General features: G+C 31.4%; 18 protein-coding genes. 12 read left to right on the top strand and 6 right to left on the bottom strand.

The features are described from left to right. Positions 1–80 precede the first annotated feature (80 nt). From HHU12_RS01325 to HHU12_RS01300, 6 genes are all read right to left on the bottom strand, one after another. Complete coding sequence (locus HHU12_RS01325) at positions 81–287, bottom strand: hypothetical protein (protein ID WP_169654338.1); 207 nt, start codon at positions 285–287, stop codon at positions 81–83. Positions 288–291: 4 nt separating this feature from the next. Further along, a complete protein-coding gene (locus tag HHU12_RS01320; protein WP_169654337.1) occupies positions 292–1,131 on the bottom strand; it encodes a hypothetical protein in 840 nt (279 codons plus the stop codon). 74 nt (positions 1,132–1,205) lie between these two features. Then, positions 1,206–2,243 carry a hypothetical protein gene (locus HHU12_RS01315; RefSeq protein WP_169654336.1) on the bottom strand — a complete coding sequence of 346 codons (1,038 nt, stop codon included), beginning with the start codon at positions 2,241–2,243 and terminating at the stop codon, positions 1,206–1,208. Next, positions 2,236–3,090 carry a hypothetical protein gene (locus tag HHU12_RS01310; protein ID WP_169654335.1) on the bottom strand — a complete coding sequence of 285 codons (855 nt, stop codon included), beginning with the start codon at positions 3,088–3,090 and terminating at the stop codon, positions 2,236–2,238. The genes HHU12_RS01315 and HHU12_RS01310 overlap by 8 nt, the downstream gene beginning before the upstream one ends. Positions 3,091–3,167: 77 nt before the next feature. Further along, positions 3,168–4,541, bottom strand: coding sequence for a DNA primase family protein (locus tag HHU12_RS01305; RefSeq protein ID WP_169654334.1), 1,374 nt, complete (start codon positions 4,539–4,541; stop codon positions 3,168–3,170). Further along, positions 4,538–4,903 (bottom strand): hypothetical protein, encoded by a 366-nt coding sequence (locus tag HHU12_RS01300; protein WP_169654333.1) that lies wholly within the window; start codon positions 4,901–4,903, stop codon positions 4,538–4,540. Before HHU12_RS01300 ends, HHU12_RS01305 begins: the two co-directional genes overlap by 4 nt. 282 nt (positions 4,904–5,185) lie before the next feature. On the opposite strand from HHU12_RS01300, the gene HHU12_RS01295 reads away from it, so the two are divergent. The 12 genes from HHU12_RS01295 (at position 5,186) to HHU12_RS01240 (ending at position 21,655) form a co-directional block, all read left to right on the top strand. Then, positions 5,186–5,947: a helix-turn-helix domain-containing protein gene (locus HHU12_RS01295; protein ID WP_169654332.1), complete on the top strand. Its 762-nt coding sequence runs from the start codon at positions 5,186–5,188 to the stop codon at positions 5,945–5,947. A gap of 258 nt (positions 5,948–6,205) precedes the next feature. Further along, a complete protein-coding gene (locus tag HHU12_RS01290) occupies positions 6,206–8,551 on the top strand; it encodes a type I restriction-modification system subunit M (RefSeq protein ID WP_169654331.1) in 2,346 nt (781 codons plus the stop codon). Positions 8,552–8,568: 17 nt separating this feature from the next. Then, positions 8,569–8,916, top strand: coding sequence for a four helix bundle protein (locus HHU12_RS01285; protein WP_169654330.1), 348 nt, complete (start codon positions 8,569–8,571; stop codon positions 8,914–8,916). Positions 8,917–9,002: 86 nt separating this feature from the next. Continuing rightward, positions 9,003–10,289, top strand: coding sequence for a restriction endonuclease subunit S (locus HHU12_RS01280; RefSeq protein WP_169654329.1), 1,287 nt, complete (start codon positions 9,003–9,005; stop codon positions 10,287–10,289). 2 nt (positions 10,290–10,291) lie between these two features. Beyond that, on the top strand, positions 10,292–11,566 hold the full coding sequence (locus HHU12_RS01275; protein WP_169654328.1) for an ABC-three component system protein: 1,275 nt from the start codon (positions 10,292–10,294) through the stop codon (positions 11,564–11,566). Beyond that, a complete protein-coding gene (locus HHU12_RS01270; protein ID WP_169654327.1) occupies positions 11,559–12,248 on the top strand; it encodes an ABC-three component system middle component 1 in 690 nt (229 codons plus the stop codon). The genes HHU12_RS01275 and HHU12_RS01270 overlap by 8 nt, the downstream gene beginning before the upstream one ends. Beyond that, positions 12,217–14,577, top strand: coding sequence for an AAA family ATPase (locus HHU12_RS01265; protein ID WP_169654326.1), 2,361 nt, complete (start codon positions 12,217–12,219; stop codon positions 14,575–14,577). Before HHU12_RS01270 ends, HHU12_RS01265 begins: the two co-directional genes overlap by 32 nt. A gap of 84 nt (positions 14,578–14,661) precedes the next feature. After that, positions 14,662–15,648 carry a PDDEXK nuclease domain-containing protein gene (locus HHU12_RS01260; RefSeq protein WP_169654325.1) on the top strand — a complete coding sequence of 329 codons (987 nt, stop codon included), beginning with the start codon at positions 14,662–14,664 and terminating at the stop codon, positions 15,646–15,648. 39 nt (positions 15,649–15,687) lie between these two features. Further along, positions 15,688–18,714 carry a type I restriction endonuclease subunit R gene (locus HHU12_RS01255; protein ID WP_169654324.1) on the top strand — a complete coding sequence of 1,009 codons (3,027 nt, stop codon included), beginning with the start codon at positions 15,688–15,690 and terminating at the stop codon, positions 18,712–18,714. 426 nt (positions 18,715–19,140) lie between these two features. After that, positions 19,141–19,653, top strand: coding sequence for a hypothetical protein (locus HHU12_RS01250; protein WP_169654323.1), 513 nt, complete (start codon positions 19,141–19,143; stop codon positions 19,651–19,653). 1 nt (position 19,654) lies between these two features. Then, positions 19,655–20,455, top strand: a complete 801-nt coding sequence (locus HHU12_RS01245; protein WP_169654322.1) for a tetratricopeptide repeat protein — start codon at positions 19,655–19,657, stop codon at positions 20,453–20,455. A gap of 90 nt (positions 20,456–20,545) precedes the next feature. Further along, on the top strand, positions 20,546–21,655 hold the full coding sequence (locus HHU12_RS01240; RefSeq protein ID WP_169654321.1) for an IS1 family transposase: 1,110 nt from the start codon (positions 20,546–20,548) through the stop codon (positions 21,653–21,655). The last annotated feature ends 127 nt before the right edge of the window (positions 21,656–21,782 follow it).

The raw sequence follows: 21,782 nt of genomic DNA, 5'->3' as shown, positions 1-21,782 counted from the left end.
ACACTTATTCTTGAAGTGAAAAGTGGCATTTATAAAGACGAAACCCCATCACAGACCTAAATCTGCAATGGGGTTTTTCTTTATTCCCAATCTATCTTATACTCTCCGCCAGAAAGTGCAGGAGGTTCTTGAGCTTCTTCATATGGAATATCTACAGTTGTCTCTTCATCGTCCTCTTGATGATTATCCTCAGATTTTGGTTTTGAAGAGAACATTTCACCGATGAATGAAATTGCTAATGCACCACCTAAAAGTTTAATTAGTGCATCATTGTCTTTTTGTGTCATATTTTTAATTGTTGTTTAAAATAAGGTTTAATTCAGTGACCATTTGTATCGGAAATGTAATGGTCAGTTTTTCTTTTTCAAAAGATTGTTGATCGGCACTTTTTAATGCTTGAATAAGCTTTTGAGCTAACGATTTTTGAATTGAAAATTCATTTTCGAGATTGAATCTTTTAAGGCTTTCAAGCCAAAGCTGAATATCATGAATGATATAAGCGAAACCATTTGGTATGAGTGCTTCACCTTCAGTATCTAGAACACTCTCTACAATCTCAACGAAATCTTCTTTTAATGTTGAAATCATATTTTGATTTTTCTCAAAATCTTGAACTTTCTTAATACCTTGAAGTACATGTTTCTCTTCATTTTTTCTTTTTAATAGAGATGTTTCAAGAGATTCATTTGTTTTCAAAAGATCATCATATTGGCTTTGAAGGTTCTTATGTTCTTTATCAAGAGCTAAATAATCATCGTTGAGTTCCTCATAATCATTTTGATATTGATACTCTTCATCTTCTTTATTCAATATCAATTGTTGAGACTTCTCTTTTTCTTCTTCAAGAGCAGTTTTAAGACTTTCAATTTCTTCATCTAGATGAGAAGTGTCTTGGTCAATATTATTGATGAAATCATTGATTTCATCCTCCTTTGCTTCAACTTCTTTTTCAAGTTGATCAACTCGTTGATTTGCAATTTCAAGCTCCTGCTTAAATTTGCTATAGATTTCTTCTACAGGTTTATTTTCTCTGTAGATTTGTTGAACCCTAGATTTACTTAGGTTTACTTGGTCTGCAACTTGCTGAAAGGAATAACCTTCATTCCTAAGTTGCATGATTTGTTCTAACATTTTAGTTTGTTTTTAGGTGTTTATTACATTATGTAGGCAAAGTTAAAAGGATGCGGACAGCTCGACAAAAAGTGTCATATTATGTAGTTTTTGACCTTTTTTATTTGTCTTGGATTGAAACCTAGTCTACATAAGGAGCGCATATCAGATCCTCCCTCTTTTAAGGCTTTTATTAATTCAATCCATTTTTCATCCTCAGGGATTTTAAGTTCCGCCTCCTCATTTTGATCAATTTCAATGGTTGGTTTTTCTACTGTTTCTTCCTCCCAATGTCTTTTTATTGATTCTGTATATATGTTACCCGTTTCTTTACTTTTGACCATCCATTCAACCTCACGAATCGATTCATACTTATAGTAAATGGTGTACCAATACGCTGATCCTATGAGAAGGTCTACGATAGCAAAAAGGAATCCGATAAGTAAAAGAGGTATTTCAGCATCTTTTATTTTAGCGTCTATTATTTCTTGTGCTTTATCCTTTAAAACAGCTTTTTCAGTTAGAGTATTATTTTGTATGGTATTGATTTCTTTTTGATAAAGAATGATCTGTTCATTCTCTTCTTTTGTGAGTAAATTTCCCCATCTCTTTTTCTTGTTGCGTTCTAAGTTGTTGATTTTTAGAGTGTATAAAGCGGTCTGTTCATGAGCAGTGCTATCAATTTTAGCGAGCTGTTCATTTAAATTTTGCTTGATTTCATAAGACTGATCGGACAGGTTGTGATAATAAGAAGTCGCCCCATTATAGGAAAAGAAAGTACTGCCTATTATCAGGAATAAAATTAAAGACAGTTCAAAGTAGTTTACTTTTGAGATGAATTTCTTCCTAAAGAAACTGTACATCAATTCACCTTTTAAAAATTCCCAACCAATGATAAATACAGTGGCTATAACAAGTGCAGTGTGAATATTAAACACTTGATTCATTACTAATCCTATATAGGTAACTCCAGACATAATGCTTAACAGTGGTAATATTCTGGAACAAATGAATGAGAAAAAATAGAGGTTCCTGTTTCTAATGCCGAATGGCTTTTCTATAAACTCAGTCTGATATCCTTTTACTAGATGGATAAGCTTTTGTGTGATTCTATGATCGTAATTTTTATGCATGATATTTTTTACTTTTAAAATTTGATTTAAAATCTAAATAGTTTTTGATGAATAGATAATGTTCAAAAAGCTGATAAGCTCTTTTTACATCGACATTTATATGGTTGTTTTTTAGAAACTGAATAGCTATCTCTAGTGGTATATTGTAAATCCTACATAGTGAAAAGAACATTTTATATTCATACTCATCTCCATTTCTAAGTTTATTAATATTTCTATTCCTTAAACACGAGTAGAGGTTATAATTTTCCCAATTAGTTCTTCCATTATATAATGCTCCTTTCTCTTGATATTTAAAGAGGAATGGAGTTGAATTATAATTTATAAATGAGGAAGGATCAGAAGGATAATAACATTTTTCGTTAGCCGCATATATTTTTAAATCGTGGCAATTATCAATCTGCTGTCTTAAAGTATTGGCTATTACAGCTCCCACTTTATCATGTAAACTTGGATTGCTATTGGTAGACTTGAAAAATAACAAAAGACTATCGTTAGTTATGGAATACGAAATGATATATACATTTTTATTCTTTGTTAGTTTATTTCTAACCATGTCCATCACCATTGAATTATCTGGGAATGGATACCGTAATTCTATCGTTATTATTCCATTATAATCCCTCTTTCCCTTCTCATTTAGACTGAAAGAGGGATAGAAAAAACTTACACTTTCAAGTTCTTCTTTAATGGCTTCTGTCAGCACCTCATTATCCTGTTGATTGTACTGATTGACAGTATACACAAGTGAAGTGATATAGCATTTCTGAGGATTTACTAAACAGCAGTTACTGTATAATAAACCGAATGGATTGTTATAGAGTTGTTTTTGAGTTGAATAACTCATCTTATTAAGTTTTATAAATTCTTTCACTCTCTTCATTGATATGATGAAGCAAAGTGAAAGAATTTGGGTTTTTAAAATTAGGGTTGTAATCTGCTGGTATAAATGACCATACCAGAGTTTTTACGTTCTATGTTAAAATTGTTTTTTTGAAACACACTTTTAAACTTTTTCAAGATGAAAGGTTTGATCCCTTGTTCTTGACAAAATGATGTGTAGTGCTTATACAAGTCAGACTGAAGTATATAGTTTTCATTATCATATTGATAATTAAACTCTTCAATAAATTGAGTTACACTGTCTTTTTTGTATTCTGCCATCAAGTGCTTACTACTTTGACAAGCTGAGAACTTTCTATTACGATATAACCTAGTTCTACCTTCTAACACCCAATTAAGAATGCCAGGTAACTCATTTTTTATTATCTTTTTTGATAGTTCTGGGTCTTGTTTGTCTTCTGTTATTATTTTATCAAAATGTAAAATGAGCAAACGTCTAAAAAAACCATTAGAATATTCAAAAATGGTAGGAAGCTCATTACAATTGATAATAAGTTTTGCGTAGCTTTTACTTTCCATTTGAACCCCGTAAGGTTGTCTTATATCAATAGGTTCTCCTGATGCTATCTTCTTTATCATATTGATATCGTATGATTTACTGATCTCAGTAGCATAATTGAGTATGCGTCCAGAAATATCATACCTTGCATAACCAGAATTATCAGTAAGTTTTTCTATTGAATAGCTTCTTATATTAGAATGATGTAGTAGTGCACTCGCCAACTCATATATCACACTTTTTCCATTTGCACCTTCTCCGTAGAGAACTAAAATTTTAGATAAACTAAAATCTAAGTTTGAGATGAACAGATAGCCAAAGAACTCTTGTAAGTTGATTTGCTTTTCCTTATCAGGGATTACCTCATCAAGAAATTCAAGAAAAAGATCTGCTTTTGCCTTTGGGTCAAAACAATAGTTTAGCTTGTAATCAAGGTCATCTTTTGGGTCAAAATTTTTAAGCCAGTAAGAATCTTTCTCAATTTGTAAAGTTCCATTTTCAAGGTTTAAGAGTATAAAGTCTTTATCATTTTGAATACAAGGTTCAATTACTGATAATATTTGACTTGTTAGATTATCCTTGAATTTGTGATGCTTTGCTAACTTACTATCAACGTTTAATTTTAGTGCACATTGTGTAAGTAAGTTACCAATCAGTTGTGTATCTAAATTTACCCAATGTGTTTCATAATAAACCTTACAATGTGACTTATCACTTTTAAAGTAAAACCCGCCCTTTTTGGTCTCTTTGAGAAAGAATTCTACAATGATTACAACGATTTCATCTTTCTTAAAATTTTTAGGTGAATCCTTATGATCAACTTCATAAAAATTTACAGGTGATATGTCAGCAATGAGATTATATAGACAGTAATATACTGTAGAGTTTCTATTCATATCTTATCTGTCTTCGTTGATATTGATTTTAAGTACTCCAAAAAAGAATCTTTCTCAATAAACATCTTGCAGTTGTTGCCAGAACCATTTTGGTAGTAATTAAACTTTCCACTTTTGGCAGATTTTCTTATTCCATCTTTTGAAATTCCTGAAAACTCTGATGCAGTTGCTACAGAAAAACTAGAAGGAAGTTCTTGTTTTTTTCTCTCTTCTTTTTGGCCTGTTACCTCTTTTTGAATTTGAGAAACTTGATGTGTTAGCTTGTGAATAGCCTGAAGTATTGCATATGAATCTACAATATTATTTGATCCATACATTTTGTCACTGTAGGAGTAGTTCCCTTGGTCGTTGTATAACGCCATATTTTTTATTTTTTAATTTTTGTCTTCAATAAGGTCGAAGACATTCACCAGAAAAATATTTTCTTGAGGCAATTAGTCTTCTTTTTTATTTGATTCAAAACTTTAATTCAAATTAACATTATATAATTATATATATTATTTAAATAATAATATTAAGCGTCATAAATAACAACATTAAAATTGTATAAAATGATATATTATGTAGAATTTGAATGCTTTGAAATTGACGCTTATTATTGTCTTTTAAACTCTTTATCTTTACAATTATAAAAATATGACAACATGGATATTGATTTTGGTAAAACCATAAGAGACATAAGAGAAAGAAAGGGACTTACTCAGCTTCAAGTTGCTGAAAGGTTAGGAATGGATAGGTCTAACTATTACAGGTTAGAGAAAAAAGGAAATAAAATTACAGGAGAGAATATTATTAAACTTACGGAAGCTCTTCAAATAGATTTGGATGAATTTGTTCTTCAATCTATGGGGAAAAATTCTAATGAGGAACAAAAAAATATTTCGGCTGATCTTAAAAGCCTATCAATTTTGATTGATGGAATAATCTGTACTTGTATTTTAGAGGAAGTAGATAAATTATCTAGCGTATCAAAATACCCTTTTTTAGACAAAGAAATTCTTGATTCTGAAGAGGAAATAAAGATGGTAAAGAATATTTATAATGCTTTAAACTTAAAACGCTCTGAAGCTATATCAAAATTCAATGATTCTTTATATAAAGATGAAACTTTGATGAATAACATTTTGAAATCGTTTGCAAGGAAACTAGAAGTTTATATGATTTCAGAAAGAAGTGATCACCTCAGGTCGAAATTACCAGAATATGTGTATAACTTTTTTAATAATGGTAAAAAGGTAAGAGTATCTATAGTTTCAGAAAGGGAAGTCAAATGGATAGTAACAATACCAATTTCTGATGAAATTTCAGCTTATTGTGATTACGACCCAATACATCAAATTTCTTTTGTTTCTGCCAATAAGTTCTCATACACAATAGACATGAGTGGAATAAGTTCATTTCTTTAATATTGGTTTTAAAATATGCCTGCATTTTCTTCAACCGTGTAATTAGTGAAGAAAGTGTAGGCATTTTACAAACTTTATTTTTTTTCTTTCAAACAAATCCTAACAAAGACCAAAACGATTTCCTCTCTTTGCTTCCTTGTTTATCTTTATAAATCAAGAGAACTGTAATAAAAACATTAATTGAATTACATTTTTGTTTCAATTTACAGTATATTCATGCCCCTATATAACAAGCTAAAAAATACAATACAGATATATATGAACCATTCTTCCCACAACAAAATCGTATCCTTTATCTGGTCGATTGCTGATGACTGTCTTAGAGATGTTTATGTACGAGGAAAATATAGAGATGTAATATTACCCATGACGGTATTACGCCGTTTGGATGCCTTATTGGAAGGTACGAAGGATGCCGTAATGGAAGAAGTCAAGTTCCAAAAAGAAGAGTTGGAGTTGACAGAGTTTGATGCCAAAGGTTTAGAGGATGCTTCGGGTTATGTATTCTTCAATACGTCGAAGTGGACGATGAAGCGTTTGAAAGAGACGGCTACGAACAGTATGCAGATCTTGGAAGCGAACTTTATGGAATACTTACAGGGTTTCAGTCCTAACGTACAAGAGATCATTGAGAAGTTTGAGTTGAAAGGGAAGGTTTCGCACATGGCGAACAAAGATGTGTTGCTGGATGTGTTGGAGAAATTTACCTCGGGTGAAATCAACTTAACGCCTAAAGAGAAGGTAGATGCAGAGGGAAGAAAGTTACCTCCTTTATCCAATTTGGGAATGGGGTATGTGTTTGAAGAGTTGATCCGTAAGTTCAATGAAGACAATAATGAAGAGGCGGGAGAACACTTTACACCTCGTGAGGTAATTGAGTTGATGACGCGTATTGTTTTTGATCCTATCCAAGATAAATTACCTCCGGTGATGACGATTTATGATCCTGCTTGTGGATCGGGAGGAATGCTGACAGAATCACAAAACTTTATCAAAGACGAAGAAGGAAAAATTAAGGCTTCGGGTGATGTGTATCTGTATGGTAAGGAGATCAATGACGAGACGTATGCGATTTGTAAATCGGATATGATGATTAAGGGGAATAACCCTGAAAATATAAAAAGTGGTTCTACGTTGGCAACGAATGAGTTTAGTGATACTAAATTCGATTTTATGCTTTCCAATCCTCCTTACGGTAAATCATGGAATTCTGAATTGAAATATATCAAAGACGGAAAGGATGTGATTGATGACCGTTTTATTGTGAAGTTAGCGGACTATTGGGGCATTAAGGAAGAGGTGGATGCTACGCCTCGTTCTTCTGACGGACAGTTATTGTTCTTAATGGAGATGGTGGATAAAATGAAAGCAGTTTCTCAAAATCACTTGGGTTCTCGTATTGCTTCTGTTCACAATGGATCGAGTTTGTTTACGGGTGATGCAGGAAGTGGAGAAAGTAATATCCGTCGTTATATCATTGAAAATGATTTATTGGATGCGATTATTCAATTACCCAACAACCTCTTCTACAATACAGGTATCACGACTTACATTTGGTTATTGAGCAACAATAAATCAAGTAACCGTAAAGGTAAAGTACAGTTGATTGATGCAGGGCAGTTGTATCAGAAATTGCGTAAAAACTTAGGAAACAAGAACTGTGAGTTTTCACCAAAAGATATTGAAACCATCACTCAAAATTACCTCAACCTTGATGCAGTAGAAAGAGAAGGTGAAAAAGGAATTGCTTCTAAGGTATTTGATAATGCTGACTTTGGATATTATAAAGTGACTATTGAACGTCCGAAGCGATTAAAGGCTCAATTTACAGTAGAGCGTATTGCAGGACTTCGTTTTGATAGCAAACTTCGTGAACCAATGGAATGGGCATACCAAGAATTTGGTGAAGGGGTTTATACCAACATTGGTGATTATACGGAGCAGATTAAAAAATATTGTGAAGAAGAGGAGTTGAACCTTAATGCCAAAGCGATCAAATCTTTGACAACTCCAACGGTTTGGGACAAGCATTTGAAGGTCTATCAAACCGCACAACAATTATTAGAAGCTATCGGTACAGAAGAGTACAACGACTTCAATGTATTTAAAGCGGAGGTAGAAGCAGAATTAAAAGCTAGAAAAGTGAAGTTCTCTGCTTCAGAAAAGAATTTGATCTACAATGCTGTGTCTTGGTATGATGAAAATGCCGAGAAAGTAATCAAAAAGAAAGAGAAACTTTCTGAAGATAAATTAGAAAAACTGTTGGATCGTTTGGGTTGTTCACAAGAGCAATTATCAGACTTTGGCTATGAGCATCAAAGTGGAACGGAGTATATCGTCTATGAAACAGAAAGTGATTTAAGAGACAACGAAAATGTTCCTCTAAAAGAAGAAATTCACGACTACTTTATCAGAGAAGTACAACCTCATGTACCGGAAGCATGGATCAACTTAGAAGCCACAAAAATTGGTTATGAAATCAGTTTCAATAAGTATTTCTATAAACATCAACCTTTAAGAAGCCTAGAGGAAGTAAGCACTGAAATGTTGGCTTTAGAGGAAGAAAGCGAAGGTTTAATCAAAGAAATTCTTTCTTTGAAATGAAAAATGAATAATTAAGAATGAAAAATGCAGTCCAAGAAAAGTCGTATGATTTTGCATTAAGAATAGTCAAGCTATATAAGTACTTGAAGGAGGAAAAGAAGGAGTTCACCTTGTCAAAGCAGTTACTTAGAAGTGGTACTTCTATTGGTGCTAATGTGGAAGAGGCTATTGGTGGTCAATCCAAAAATGATTTTATCGCCAAATTGCAAATCTCATTAAAAGAAACAAGGGAAAGTCATTATTGGCTCAGACTTTTAAGGGATAGTGATTACTTGGATACCAAATTAGCAGATTCATTTTTAAAGGACTGTAATGAGCTTTTAGCTCTCTTAAGTTCAATTTTAAAGTCAGCAAAGAATAAATAGGAAATGAAAAATGAATAATTAAGAATGAAAAATTTTGTGTTACGATAATTCTTCATTTTTCATTCTTAATTTTTAATTAAAAAAACATGGGAGTACAGTTTGAGAAATATCCGAAATATAAAGATAGTGGTGTTGAGTGGTTGGGTGAGATTCCTGAGGATTGGGATGTGAAAAGAATAAAATATCTTTTTAAAGAAATCAACGAAAGAAGTGATGATGGAGCAGGGGATTTATTATCAGTTTCTCAATATACAGGTGTGACAAAGAAAAAAGATAAGGTAGATGATGGTGATATATTGACAACAGCTTCAACCTTAGAAGGATATAAAAAAGTTACAAAAGGGGATCTTGTGTCTAACATAATGTTAGCATGGAATGGTAGTTTAGGTTTTTCACCATTTAGCGGAATTACAAGTCCTGCATATTGTATTTACAGACTTTCAAGTGATAATGATAAAAAGTTTTTTCACTATTTATTTAGAACAGATTTATACAAATCAGAATTTAAAAGAAATTCTTCAGGTGTAATAGAAAGCAGATTGAGGTTATATACTGATGACTTCTTTAAACTGTATTCTATTCTGCCTCCAAAGGAAACCCAAACCCGCATCGCCACCTACCTCGACACCCAATGCCAAAAGATAGATACCGCCATCGCCAAGAAAGAGCGATTGATTGAGTTATTAAAAGAACGCAAGCAGATCATCATCCAAAATGCAGTCACCAAAGGTCTCGATCCGAATGTGAAGATGAAAGACAGTGGAGTGGAATGGATTGGGGAGATTCCGGAGCATTGGGGGGTGAAAAGGTTTAAAAATCTTTATACACAAAGTAAACTTTTACCCCGAAAAACTGATGAAACAGTAACATCATATAGAGATGGAGAAGTAACGTTAAGAAAGAATAGAAGATTAACTGGTTATACAGAAGCAATTTTAGAAAATGGTTTTCAGGGAATAAGAAAGGGACAGCTAGTTCTGAACTCTATGGATGCTTTTGAAGGAGCAATAGGTGTGTCAGATTCCGATGGGAAGTGTTCACCTGAGTATGTAATTTGTAATAAAATTTTGGAGTCACAATCAAATTATTATTATGCTTTTCTTTTAAGAGAAATGGCATTAGCAAAATACATTCAAGTAATATCAAATGCTGTTAGACAACGAGCTGTTAGAATAAGGTTTAACAATTTAGCTAAGCAGTTTGTATTAGAGCCACCTTATAAAGAACAATCAAATATCGTTACTCACATAAAACACCATTCCAGTAAACTAAATAATTCAATTGAAGTTCAAAAAAGAAATATTGAAAAATTAAAAGAGTACAAATCCGTATTGATTAATAATGTGGTAACTGGTAAAATTAAACTAGATTGAACATGCCAACAGATGTAAGAAATATAAATGCAGCCGAACTTCATAGTGCAATGGCAACATGGAGTGGTTTTGTGTATCAAGGTAAGGTTGCAATATATCATGTTATAAGACTCCTTACAGAAGATGTTAATGCAACATCTTATGATTTGCAGTTAGATAGTCTTGATGATTTTGCAATTTTAAGCAATAATACAATATTATCATTACATCAAGTTAAATCCGAAAAGAGCAATTTATATTCGAATTATAGAGAGGCTTTTGATAAATTGGAAGAACGAATAGCAGATTTTCCAGCAGAAAATGCTTTTTTTCATTTAGCTGTTGAGAATAGAGAAACAGTAGATACACTTCAAGAGAGGCATCCAAATTTAGAAATTTATCAATACTCAAATAATAACTACTATTGCGGTTTAGATGAAATAGATGAGCTCATTGAAAGTGCAATAATTAACTATCATACAAATATTGGACGTGAAGAGCTAAGTTTTCATAATAATATAAAAGCAATACGGTATGCTTTAGAGGAGATGATTCTAAAACAAGTAATTAGTATACATGCTGAAAACCATAGAGGGAACCGAACTATAAGAGAGGGAGCATTTCATCTAACTATTCAATTTGATTCCTTTACAGAAAAGCTTAATTCAGATATGGCAGAATGGCTTGTTAGTGAATTATATTTCATTCATTTATTCAAGAGTGAAATGAATTCATTTTATCAAGAATATTTACTTGATTTAGCTGAGGATAACATCATTTTAGATGATACAACAAAAATACGGTTAAGCAAATACCTGATACACATAAGTTCTTTAAATCAGGATGACATACAAACTTTTATACGATCTATTTTTCCTCATAGAACTTTTAGACTTAATTCTATTGCTGATTATGGTAGAGTTGCTCCAAAAGAAGAAGAAATGAAAGATGCTTTTTTTTTCATACTAAAAGAAATTACTCAAGGAGCATGTATAGATGGCTTTAAGGTATTTTGGAAATGTAATGATGATAATATTTTTGTACCCTCAGCAATCGAATCATCAAATAAAAAAAGAGTTTCTAAACAGATAATTAAAAACATTATTGACACAGACCTTGAAGCTGGTTTTGAAAAGCAAAATATTATTACGGCAAATATGGGTATTGAAAATATTGTAAAGGAAAGTAACTTAATCAAATGTATTGATATTAATTCTGAAAGAAATCACTTAACAAGTTGGGTAACAACATCACTGGTCACATTAGAAGATGCTAAAAATAGACTAAATCATGATTAATATAATAAATGACTTATTTCAAGAAGCTGGATTTAACAAACTTCAATCAAACTCATTTTCTCTATTCAGGTATAATGACAAAACAAGTTTTTGGCTCGTTGTAGAAGCTGATACTCTTGAACTCTTAACTCAACAAGATGAATTATTTGAAGCAGCAAAAAAAATAGTTGATAATGATTCAAAGTTTGATAAAAATTCTTCACTATTACTTATATACAAGATACCTGATGATACAGAAATAAAGAAATTTAAAAAGCAGATAATTGAAATTGAGGAAGATCCTTATCAGTTTAAAAAGCATGTTTTGATATATTCGGAATCTCAAAAAGAACTATTAAAAGAAAAATTAGTAGAGAGATCTTTTGATGATTTATTGTTAGATCAAAAAAATTTTAATGAATATAAAGAAAAATTCAATGAAAGTAATTGGCAGACATTGCTATATAGAATTACTCAAAAACTTCCTTTTATTAAAATCAATACCGTTCAAGAGAAAGAAATTTCTTCGTTACCTGAAACTATTTCATCAAAGGTTAATCAAAAACAGCTTAATGATATTAATAAAGTAATGGAAGAGAACTTCTTTAGTAGATCTATTGATGATATAAAGGGAATGAATTCAAATGATGTTTTTAAACTATTACTAAATAATGATGCAAGCCAAGATGAAACTAATGATTAACAAACTGAGTATCAAAAATTTTAAAGTTTTTGATGCCATTACTATTGATTTTCAATCAAAAAGTCTCAATCTATTAGACGGACCAAATGGTTTTGGTAAAACTACTATTTATGATGCAATAGAATTATTATTTACTGGAGAAATAAAAAGGTTTTCTAGGTTAGGAGATAAAATCATAGATGGAAGAGCAAGGTATGATGAAGTTCCATTCTATTGTAATACAGGTGATGGAACTCCTATTATGATAAAGGCTGATGTTGAATTATTTAGAGATGGTAAGTCTGAAAAGAGAACTATTTTAAGGAAAACTAAAGAAAAAAAAGATTTATTAAATGAGAAGTCTAAACATGATTTTTCACATTTTAAATTATATTCAGCTCCTAGTTTTGAATCAATAGAAAGTGAGCAAAAGGTTATAGATAAACCTGATGAATATCTAACAGAATTACTTGGAGATAATTTTAAAGAAAACTTTGAATTCCTTAATTATGTTGAGCAAGAAGAAAGTTATTACATGCTTAAACATAAGGATAAAGATCGAAAAAATAGTATACAACACTTATTTAATACGGATAAATATCAAGTTCAAATAGATAAAATTAATAGCGTAAAAAAGCATGTTAAAAAATTAATAACTAACACAAAGGAAGAGGTTGAAAGATTATCAGAATTAGTTTCAGAATCTCAATTTTCTTCTAAATCAGAAGATATACAGTATAAAAGATTACTTACTAAGGATTCTGTAAAATGGGATAAAGAAGAAATTGATTTCAAAAACTTCTCTTATCTTGAACTTCTAGGAAAAGATGCAGTTTTACCAAGAATAAAAGAGTTTATATCAAATAAAAATGATTTTATAAAAGATCAGAAAAATAAAGAAATACAAAATATTATTGATAAAGGCACTTTAACCTTAAGAAGGTTCATTAAGTATTTTAATGTGATTGATAAGTTAGATGATATTATAAAGGAAAGACAAGTTTGTAATTCGATTCTTAACTTTAATCAGAAAGTTAAGGTTATTAATTCATCTCAATTAACACAAGGATATTATGATCTACCATCTGATATTCTAAATATATTTCAACAGAATGAGAAGGTAAAAAAGTACAATCAATTATTGAATGTCATAAAAGATCAAACAAATAATTCTAATAAAACGGAGAAATTATTTATTGATCTCTCAAAAACTAGAACTGGTTTAATCAATTATTTTAAAGAGTATCTAGATGAAGATAATAATAATAGTGACTGTCCACTTTGTGGTTATAAATGGGAAACACAAGAAGTATTATTAAGACAAATAGAAAGTCAGACTCAAGAGTTAGAAACAATATCGAAAAGTAATTCTGCAAATTTAGATTTATCTATTACATCTTTTCAAGAAAACGAGTTAAATGATTTATTAGAATTATTAAATAGTTACCGTAATAATTCTATATATAATTCTGAGTTTTTTGAAGATATAAATGAATTCAAAAGTGAATCAATATCTGCAATCATATTGTATTTTGAAGATAATAACATAGGATATTCAGATTTAGTAGAAATTGACTTTAATCTAGAAGGGGTTGATAAAAACTTAGATATACTTATAAGTAGGTTGAAAGAAAAAATAGTAACAGTTAATAATTCGAATTTAGGAGTTGATTTTACTGAATTGTTTACTCGTTATTTTGAAGGAGATGATAAGTTGTTATTGAAACTAACAGTAGAAGATGTTGAGAATAAAATTAAATATATTGATTGGAAGTACTCACTATATCAAAGTGCAAATTTTCAAAAATATTCAACTGATTTAAAACTAAATGAAAAACAATTAAAACTTCTCGAAGAGAAAGAAATTCAGCTAAATAAACTGGAAACTACATATAAAGACTCTTTAAAAGAATATAATGCAGAAGTAATAAAAGATATTGAACTCTTATTTCATATATATTCAGGTCGAATTTTACTTGATAGTCAAACTGGTTTAGGTTTATTCATAAAGAATGATAATGATGGATTAAAATTTATCACAAATCCATCTAAAACATATGATGCTGTTTTATCTATGAGTGCAGGACAATTATCAGCTCTAATTATTTCATTTACATTAGCTCTTAATAAAATATATTCAAGGAATAAGTTATTATTTATTGATGATCCTGTTCAAACTATGGATGAAATTAATATATCAGGTTGTGTTGATTTGTTGAGAAATGAGTTTTCTGATAGACAAATCTTCATATCCACACACGAAAGTATGATGTCAACTTTTATAAGATATAAATTTGAAAAGTTTAATCTAAGTACTAAAAGAGTTAATGTTAAAGAGCTAGTAAATTAATCGGTTCAAATCATCAATGTCATCAAAGAAATCAAGCTATAAATTCTACAAAAAAGGAAATTGTTTAGACATTCGTAATAAGATATGGAAGTTTCAAATAACATTATTCAAAATATAAAAGAGCTAATACGAAATGCTCAAAATAATGCTGTTAGAGCCGTTAACGCTGAAAGAGTATTGCTTTATTGGAATATTGGAAAATATATTGTTGAAGAGGAACAACACGGAAAGGAAAAAGCCGAATATGGAAAGTACCTAATTAAAACACTTGCAAGTGAATTGCAGAAGGATTTTGGGAGTGGTTTTTCTTCAAGGCAATTAGAATTATGTAGACAATTTTTTGTGACGTTTCCAATTGCGAACACACTGCGTTCGCAATTGAGTTGGTCTCAATATAAATTGCTTTTAAGGATTGATAATGAAGATAAACGACTTTATTATATAGAAGAAGTATGCAACAATAATTGGAGTGCACGACAATTAGAACGTCAAATCAATAGTCAGCTTTATGAGCGATTATTGTTGAGTAATGATAAAGAAAAAGTACTCGCCATAGCCAAGCAAGAAGCTATTCCAGACAAACCTATTGATATAATAAAAGATCCAATGGTCTTAGAGTTTTTAGGATTGAAACCACAAGATAGCTATTATGAAAAAGACCTAGAACAAGCATTAATTACCAATGTTCAGTCCTTTCTTTTAGAATTAGGTAATGGTTTTTCGTTTGTAGCAAGGCAGAAGCGAATCCAATTAGAGGATGATGATTTTTTTATAGATCTCGTTTTTTACAATAGACTTTTAAGGTGTTTTGTAATTGTAGAATTGAAAACACATAAAATCACACATCAAGACATTGGTCAGTTGCAGATGTATGTCAATTATTATGACCGAACAGAAAAGCAAGAATTTGAAAATCCTACAATAGGTATTTTATTATGTGCAGACAAAAATGATGCAATGGTAAAATATGCTTTACCAGAGGATAATTCTACTATCCTAGCCAGTAAATATCAATTATATTTACCTACGGAAGAACAAATCTTAGCACAACTGAAAAACGAAGAAGAATAACATAAACCAATTTTTCATTATTAATTCTTAATTCAAACCATGCCAAGCCAAACCAACGAACAAGCTCTTGAAGCATTAATTGAAAAATACTTAGCAGGCTCAACCCAAGAAGAAAGAAAAGAGCAAGCAGACTTAGGAGAAACGCCATTAGAATACATTACAGGTAATGGATACTATGTGGGTTATTCTACAGACTTCAATACAAAATTTGCATTGGATGAAAAGCATTTTTGGAATTTCTTAGAGACTTCACAAAAGGAAGAATTAGAGAAACTAAAGAAGCATAGTGATTATAAATTAAGGGTATTAGATCGCTTTGATAAGTTAGTCAAGAAGCATGGTGTGTTGCATTTACTACGTAAAGGTTTGGGCGTGGAGGATGCACATTTTACTTTGTTTTATGAGCAACCTTTAGAGAGTAGTGGAGATACAGTAAAAGATAACTATTTAAAGAATCAGTTTTCGATTACAAGACAGGTCTATTTCCACCAAACTACAAGAGAGTCAATTGATGTCGTTTTGTTTTTAAACGGTCTGCCCATTGTTACAATGGAATTGAAGAATGAATGGACTGGTCAACGAGCCAATCCTCATGCGATCAACCAATACAAAAAAGACAGAGATATAAAACAACCTCTGCTACAATTTGGACGTTGTTTGGTACATTTTGCAGTAGATACGAGCGAAGTGTATATGACTACTAAACTAGCAGGAAAAGGAACCTTCTTTTTACCCTTCAATAAAGGGAATAACAATGGAGCGGGCAACCCTCCAAATCTATCTGGTCATAAAACAGATTACCTTTGGAAAGAGGTCTTGACAAAGGACAGTCTTTCGAATATCATTCAGCATTTTATGCGAATGGATGGTGATTTAAAAACACCGTTAAGTAAGAGAACATTGTTCTTCCCAAGGTATCATCAAATGGATGTTGTTCGAAAACTGATTGATGATGCACACAATAACGGAACAGGACAGACCTACCTTATTCAACATTCAGCAGGTTCAGGAAAGTCTAACTCTATTACATGGGCAGCTTATCAATTAATAGAGGTCTACCCGAAAAATATGAAAGTAACCGGAGCAAAAGCATTGGACAGACCGCTTTTTGACTCTGTAATAGTAGTAACTGACCGTAGAATATTAGATCAACAATTAAGGGATAACATTAGAGGATTCTCAACAGTAAAAAATATAATTGCTCCTGCATATTCCTCAAAAGATTTAAAAGAAGGATTAGAAAATGGGAAGAAAATCATTATCACTACCATTCAAAAATTTCCATTTATCATTGATGGTATTTCAGATCTAAGTGATAAACGTTTTGCCGTTATTATAGATGAGGCTCACTCTTCTCAAGGTGGTGTAGCCGCTGGTAAAATGAACCAAGCAATGGGTGCTGGAGAAGTGGATGAAGTAGAAGATACACAAGACAAAATCTTACAAATTATCAAAGCCAGAAAGATGCGTGAGAATGCTTCTTATCTCGCTTTTACTGCCACTCCGAAAGCAGCAACTCTAGAACGTTTTGGTATAAAACAGTCTGATGGAAGGTTCTTGCCTTTCCATTTATACTCTATGAAGCAAGCCATTGAAGAAGGTTTTATTTTAGATGTATTAGCCAATTATACCACTTACAAAAGTTACTACGAAGTAGAGAAATCCATAGAAGACAATCCTGAGTTTGATAAATCAAAAGCACAGAAAAAACTAAAGAACTTTGTTGAAAAAAATCCTCAAACCATTAAAACTAAAGCGGAGATAATGGTGGATCATTTTATGACAAAAGTAGTGGCTCCAAAGAAACTGAAAGGCAAGGCAAAAGCAATGGTCGTAACACAAGATATTGTTGCTGCTATACGCTATTACCAAGCCATCAGAAGTATCATAAAAGGACATAACAATTCTTTCAAAATAGCTATTGCGTTCTCTGGAGAAAAAGTTGTAGATGGAGTGACCTACACAGAAGAGCAGCTCAATGGATTTCCTGAACAGGACACCAAAAAGAACTTCGATACAGACGAATACCGCATTTTAGTCGTAGCCAATAAATACCTAACAGGCTTCGATCAGCCCAAACTGTCCGCCATGTACGTCGATAAAAAGCTACAAAGCGTATTAGCAGTTCAAGCACTATCAAGACTGAACAGATCAGCAAATAAATACGGAAAGCGTACAGAAGATCTATTTATACTTGATTTCTTTAACTCAGCGGATGAAATCAAAAAGTCATTCGACCCTTTCTTTACGGTCACTTCATTGAGTAGTGCTACAGATGTAAACGTACTGCACGACCTCAAAGAACATCTAGACGAAATAGGCGTTTATGAAAATCACGAAGTAGAAGAGTTTGTCGATAAATACTTTTGTAATGTAGATGCAGACGAACTAAGCCCTATCATAGATGTATCTGCCCATCGTTTCAATTCAGAGTTAGCACTTGAAGACGATGAAAAAGCAGACTTCAAAATCAAAGCCAAGCAATTCGTAAAGATCTACTCACAAATGTCAGCCATTATGAGTTACGAAATGCCCGCTTGGGAAAAACTCTTCTGGTTCTTAAAATTCCTAATACCAAAACTCATCGTCAGAAGAGCAGAAGATCAATTGCTAGATGACCTATTAGATTCAGTAGACCTATCATCTTATGGTCTAGAAAGAACAAGACTAAACGAAGCTATCACATTAGACGATGCTTTATCAGAACTTGACCCTCAAAACCCAAATCCAAGAGGAACACATGGAGAAGAGGAAAAAGACCTATTAGAAGAGATTATCGAAACATTCAATGACCGTTACTTCAGTGGTTGGGGAGATACTCCAGAAGAAAGCCGGGTAAGAATGCTCAACCTCAAAAAAAGAGTCACCGAACACCCTGACTTCATCAAGAAATTCTTAGAAAACCCAGACGATCAAAACAAACTGATCGCCTTCCAAAAAATCATGGATGAAGTAATGGCAGAACAACGTCGTAAGGAAATCAATATGTACAAGAATTACATTAAGGATGATGTGTTTAAGAGTAGTTTGGTGGAGCAGATGATGAGGGTTGTTGGGAGAGAGTAGCTATTATATCTTGGTTCTTATCAAAAAGGTATGGTTACAATTTGATGGAGTATTTGTTTATCAGCTAATATGAAGAAGATGTTTTTCTTTTAGTTAATGGATTTTTAAAGTTTGATTAACTGGATTTGTAACATTTTTCTTTTCTTTAATCTTTACCATTGGAATCATCTTAAATGTTTTGAAGTACGTTTTATAGCTCAATAAACATTAGCAAAAATCATGTGATAATGACATATATCAAGTCGTATTAAGATGAAAATTGATTTTCAATACTCAATTTTTTCTATTGTGTAACAAATATAATCAGGGTTAGTTTTTGGGGTGAAAAATGAGGCTTATAACAAATGGTTAATATATCTCAATGGGCTAAAATGAGGAATAGTAATTGTTATATATGTGAAACGTTTTACCCTTTAATTTTAGATTATGTTATTAAAACATATTTTTTCGCTAATAGTTTTTATTCTTCTAGCAAACTTATCATTTTCACAAACTACCTATACTGTAAAAATAACTCCAGATGGTACATTTGTAAGTTCATATAGACCTAACAATAACTCTTGGGGAGGAGGTATGCCGCACATTGAAAATATTAGGTTAGGTCCTTCAGGAACATCTTCTTTCAAAAGTGGTTTAGATAAATGTTTAAAATGGGCAAAATTAAACAAAACACATAAAAGAGAATTTGAAAAATATGTAATTAGATTTAAATATATGAATACTCATATGTTTAATCAATTTGGATACTCAAGTCAGATGGCTGATGATGCTACACTAGTATTCGAAGGAAAAACTAATGGCGGTTTCAATGTTACTTTAAAAGAAGGTAATGGTAATGCTTTTGGGTCTATTTTTTACTTTGATTCATTGAAGGACTTGCAAGAGTTTAGAAATCTATTTAACAAGAAAAGTTCAGATATTGACTCTATTTTTAATTAAAATGAAATATATATTAATACTTGCCCTACAGGTTATCTTCTTTAACACATTTGGTCAAACATACTATCCATATAAAACTTGTGATACAGAACCAGATCTTAAAATATCATCAATAAATATTAGTGATAAGTATACAAAAATTGAATTTGAATATACTAAGAAAGGAAAAACAGGACAGTATATTTTCTTAAATAAACCTGGTCATAAAAATGCTTTCTATATTAAAATATATAAACATAAATATAAACTAATAAAAACTGAAAATATTGGACATAAGGACCGAATGACTACAGCTTATCCCAATAAGAAAAAAGTGTTTTCAGCATATTTTGAACCAATACCTAAATCAGTAAAAGAATTTGGTCTGTATGAAGGTAAAAATGGTGATTGGAATTTTAATAATGTCAAGTTGGAAAATAGTATAGATCACAAAGGTATTAAAGCAAGGGAATCAGCCTTCAAATTCTTTGATTTACTCACTAAAGAGTATAAAAAAACTAAGAAATGGGATGTAATGTTTATATCTATTATGACTGAGAGTATTGAAGAAGCTGTTGAATATGGAATCGAAGATAGAGATGCCTTAATATTATATGGTTGGGCGAGATACATGAGCCGAGAACCTGAAATTGCTATTAGAAATTTCCATTATGCTTTAAGCAAATATCCAAATGATCCTGAAATATTATTTTATATGGGCAATTGTTTTGAGTTTTCAAAGAAAATTGACAGAGCGGTATATTATTGGGAAAAGTCAGGAAATACCAGATCAAAAGAAAAGATTAAACGATATACCCAATAAAAAAGGAAGAGGTTATTTTTATGGTAGCTCCCTAATAAAGTGTTGCTAGTCATCAAAAAATAAAATCCTGAGTGGGAATTTTGTATTACAATGCAAATTTCAACTCAGGATTTTTGTTGTGTAAACGAACACTGCCATGCTCGAGGACACTACAATAAAGGTAATATAATTGGCCATAATTTAAAAAAAGGCCGACTAAAATGTAAAGAATGTGGTAAAACTTTTTCGACAAGAGCGTTAACGCCTATGTTTAGAAAACGACATTCACTTGACCATATAAGAATGATTTTGATGCTCATTTTATATGGCTGTCCCTTACATGCTATAGAAAAAGTATTTTCCCATAGAAGAGAAACTATCAATCAATGGATCCTAGATTTTGGAGATCATTTTGAAAATATCCATCATCAGTTAGTTGTTCAACCTATAGATCATAAAAAGGTTGAACTTGATGAATTATATTCAAGTACACCTGGCGGTAAAAATTGGATAACTAGTGCTATATCATCTACTTATAGACTATGGTTAGGAGGTCATGTGAGCAACAAAAGAAATACGACATTAATTAATAAGCTCTGTGAAATAGTCGCTAAATGTTGTGATCACAGTAAATTTTTATTGATCGCAACAGATGGTTTGAGTAGTTATAAAACTGGTATTAAAAAGTATTTTAATAAAAAAATACCCCGTCGTGGTAAGATAGGCAGATCCTCATACTATTTCCCTGAAAACATAGTATTGATTCAATGTATAAAAAGTTATGTAAGAAAAGGGAAACGTTATGTATGCCATGGTGTTGACCATTGTGATATTGCTTTAGGAAATCTTCGGGTATTACCCTTTCTAATGAAAAAGTTGAATACAACAGGTGTAGTACATACAGCATATATTGAGCGGTTCAATGCTACTTTAAGAAGCAGTATCCATACTTTTACAAGAAGAAGTAGGTCTTCGATAAAAAATATTGAGTTGTCAGAGAAATGGTTATATCTTTTTGGTGGTTTTTATAATTTTTGCAGAATTCACCAATCATTAAAAACTACACCGGCAGTTGCGGCAGGTATTGTTAATCAGGTATTTAGTTTTGATGAAATGGTAAATAAACATCGGACAATAAAAAAATGGACGCCCCCTAAAAAGAAAGGACGTCCATTAAAAAAAGACCAAATTATTATTGATAAATGGTACACCCACAATTAAATAGTGGGCTACCATTTTTATATAAAATAACCTCTTTAATATTTAAAATTGAATGTTTTCCGATTGTATACCTTCAAAGTGGTAAGGTGAAATAGTTTTCATTTCTGTATTTTTTATAAATAAATCA

This window comes from Flammeovirga aprica JL-4, from assembly GCF_012844305.1.
Taxonomy (GTDB): domain Bacteria; phylum Bacteroidota; class Bacteroidia; order Cytophagales; family Flammeovirgaceae; genus Flammeovirga; species Flammeovirga aprica.
This window is presented reverse-complemented; position numbering and strand designations above follow the sequence as displayed.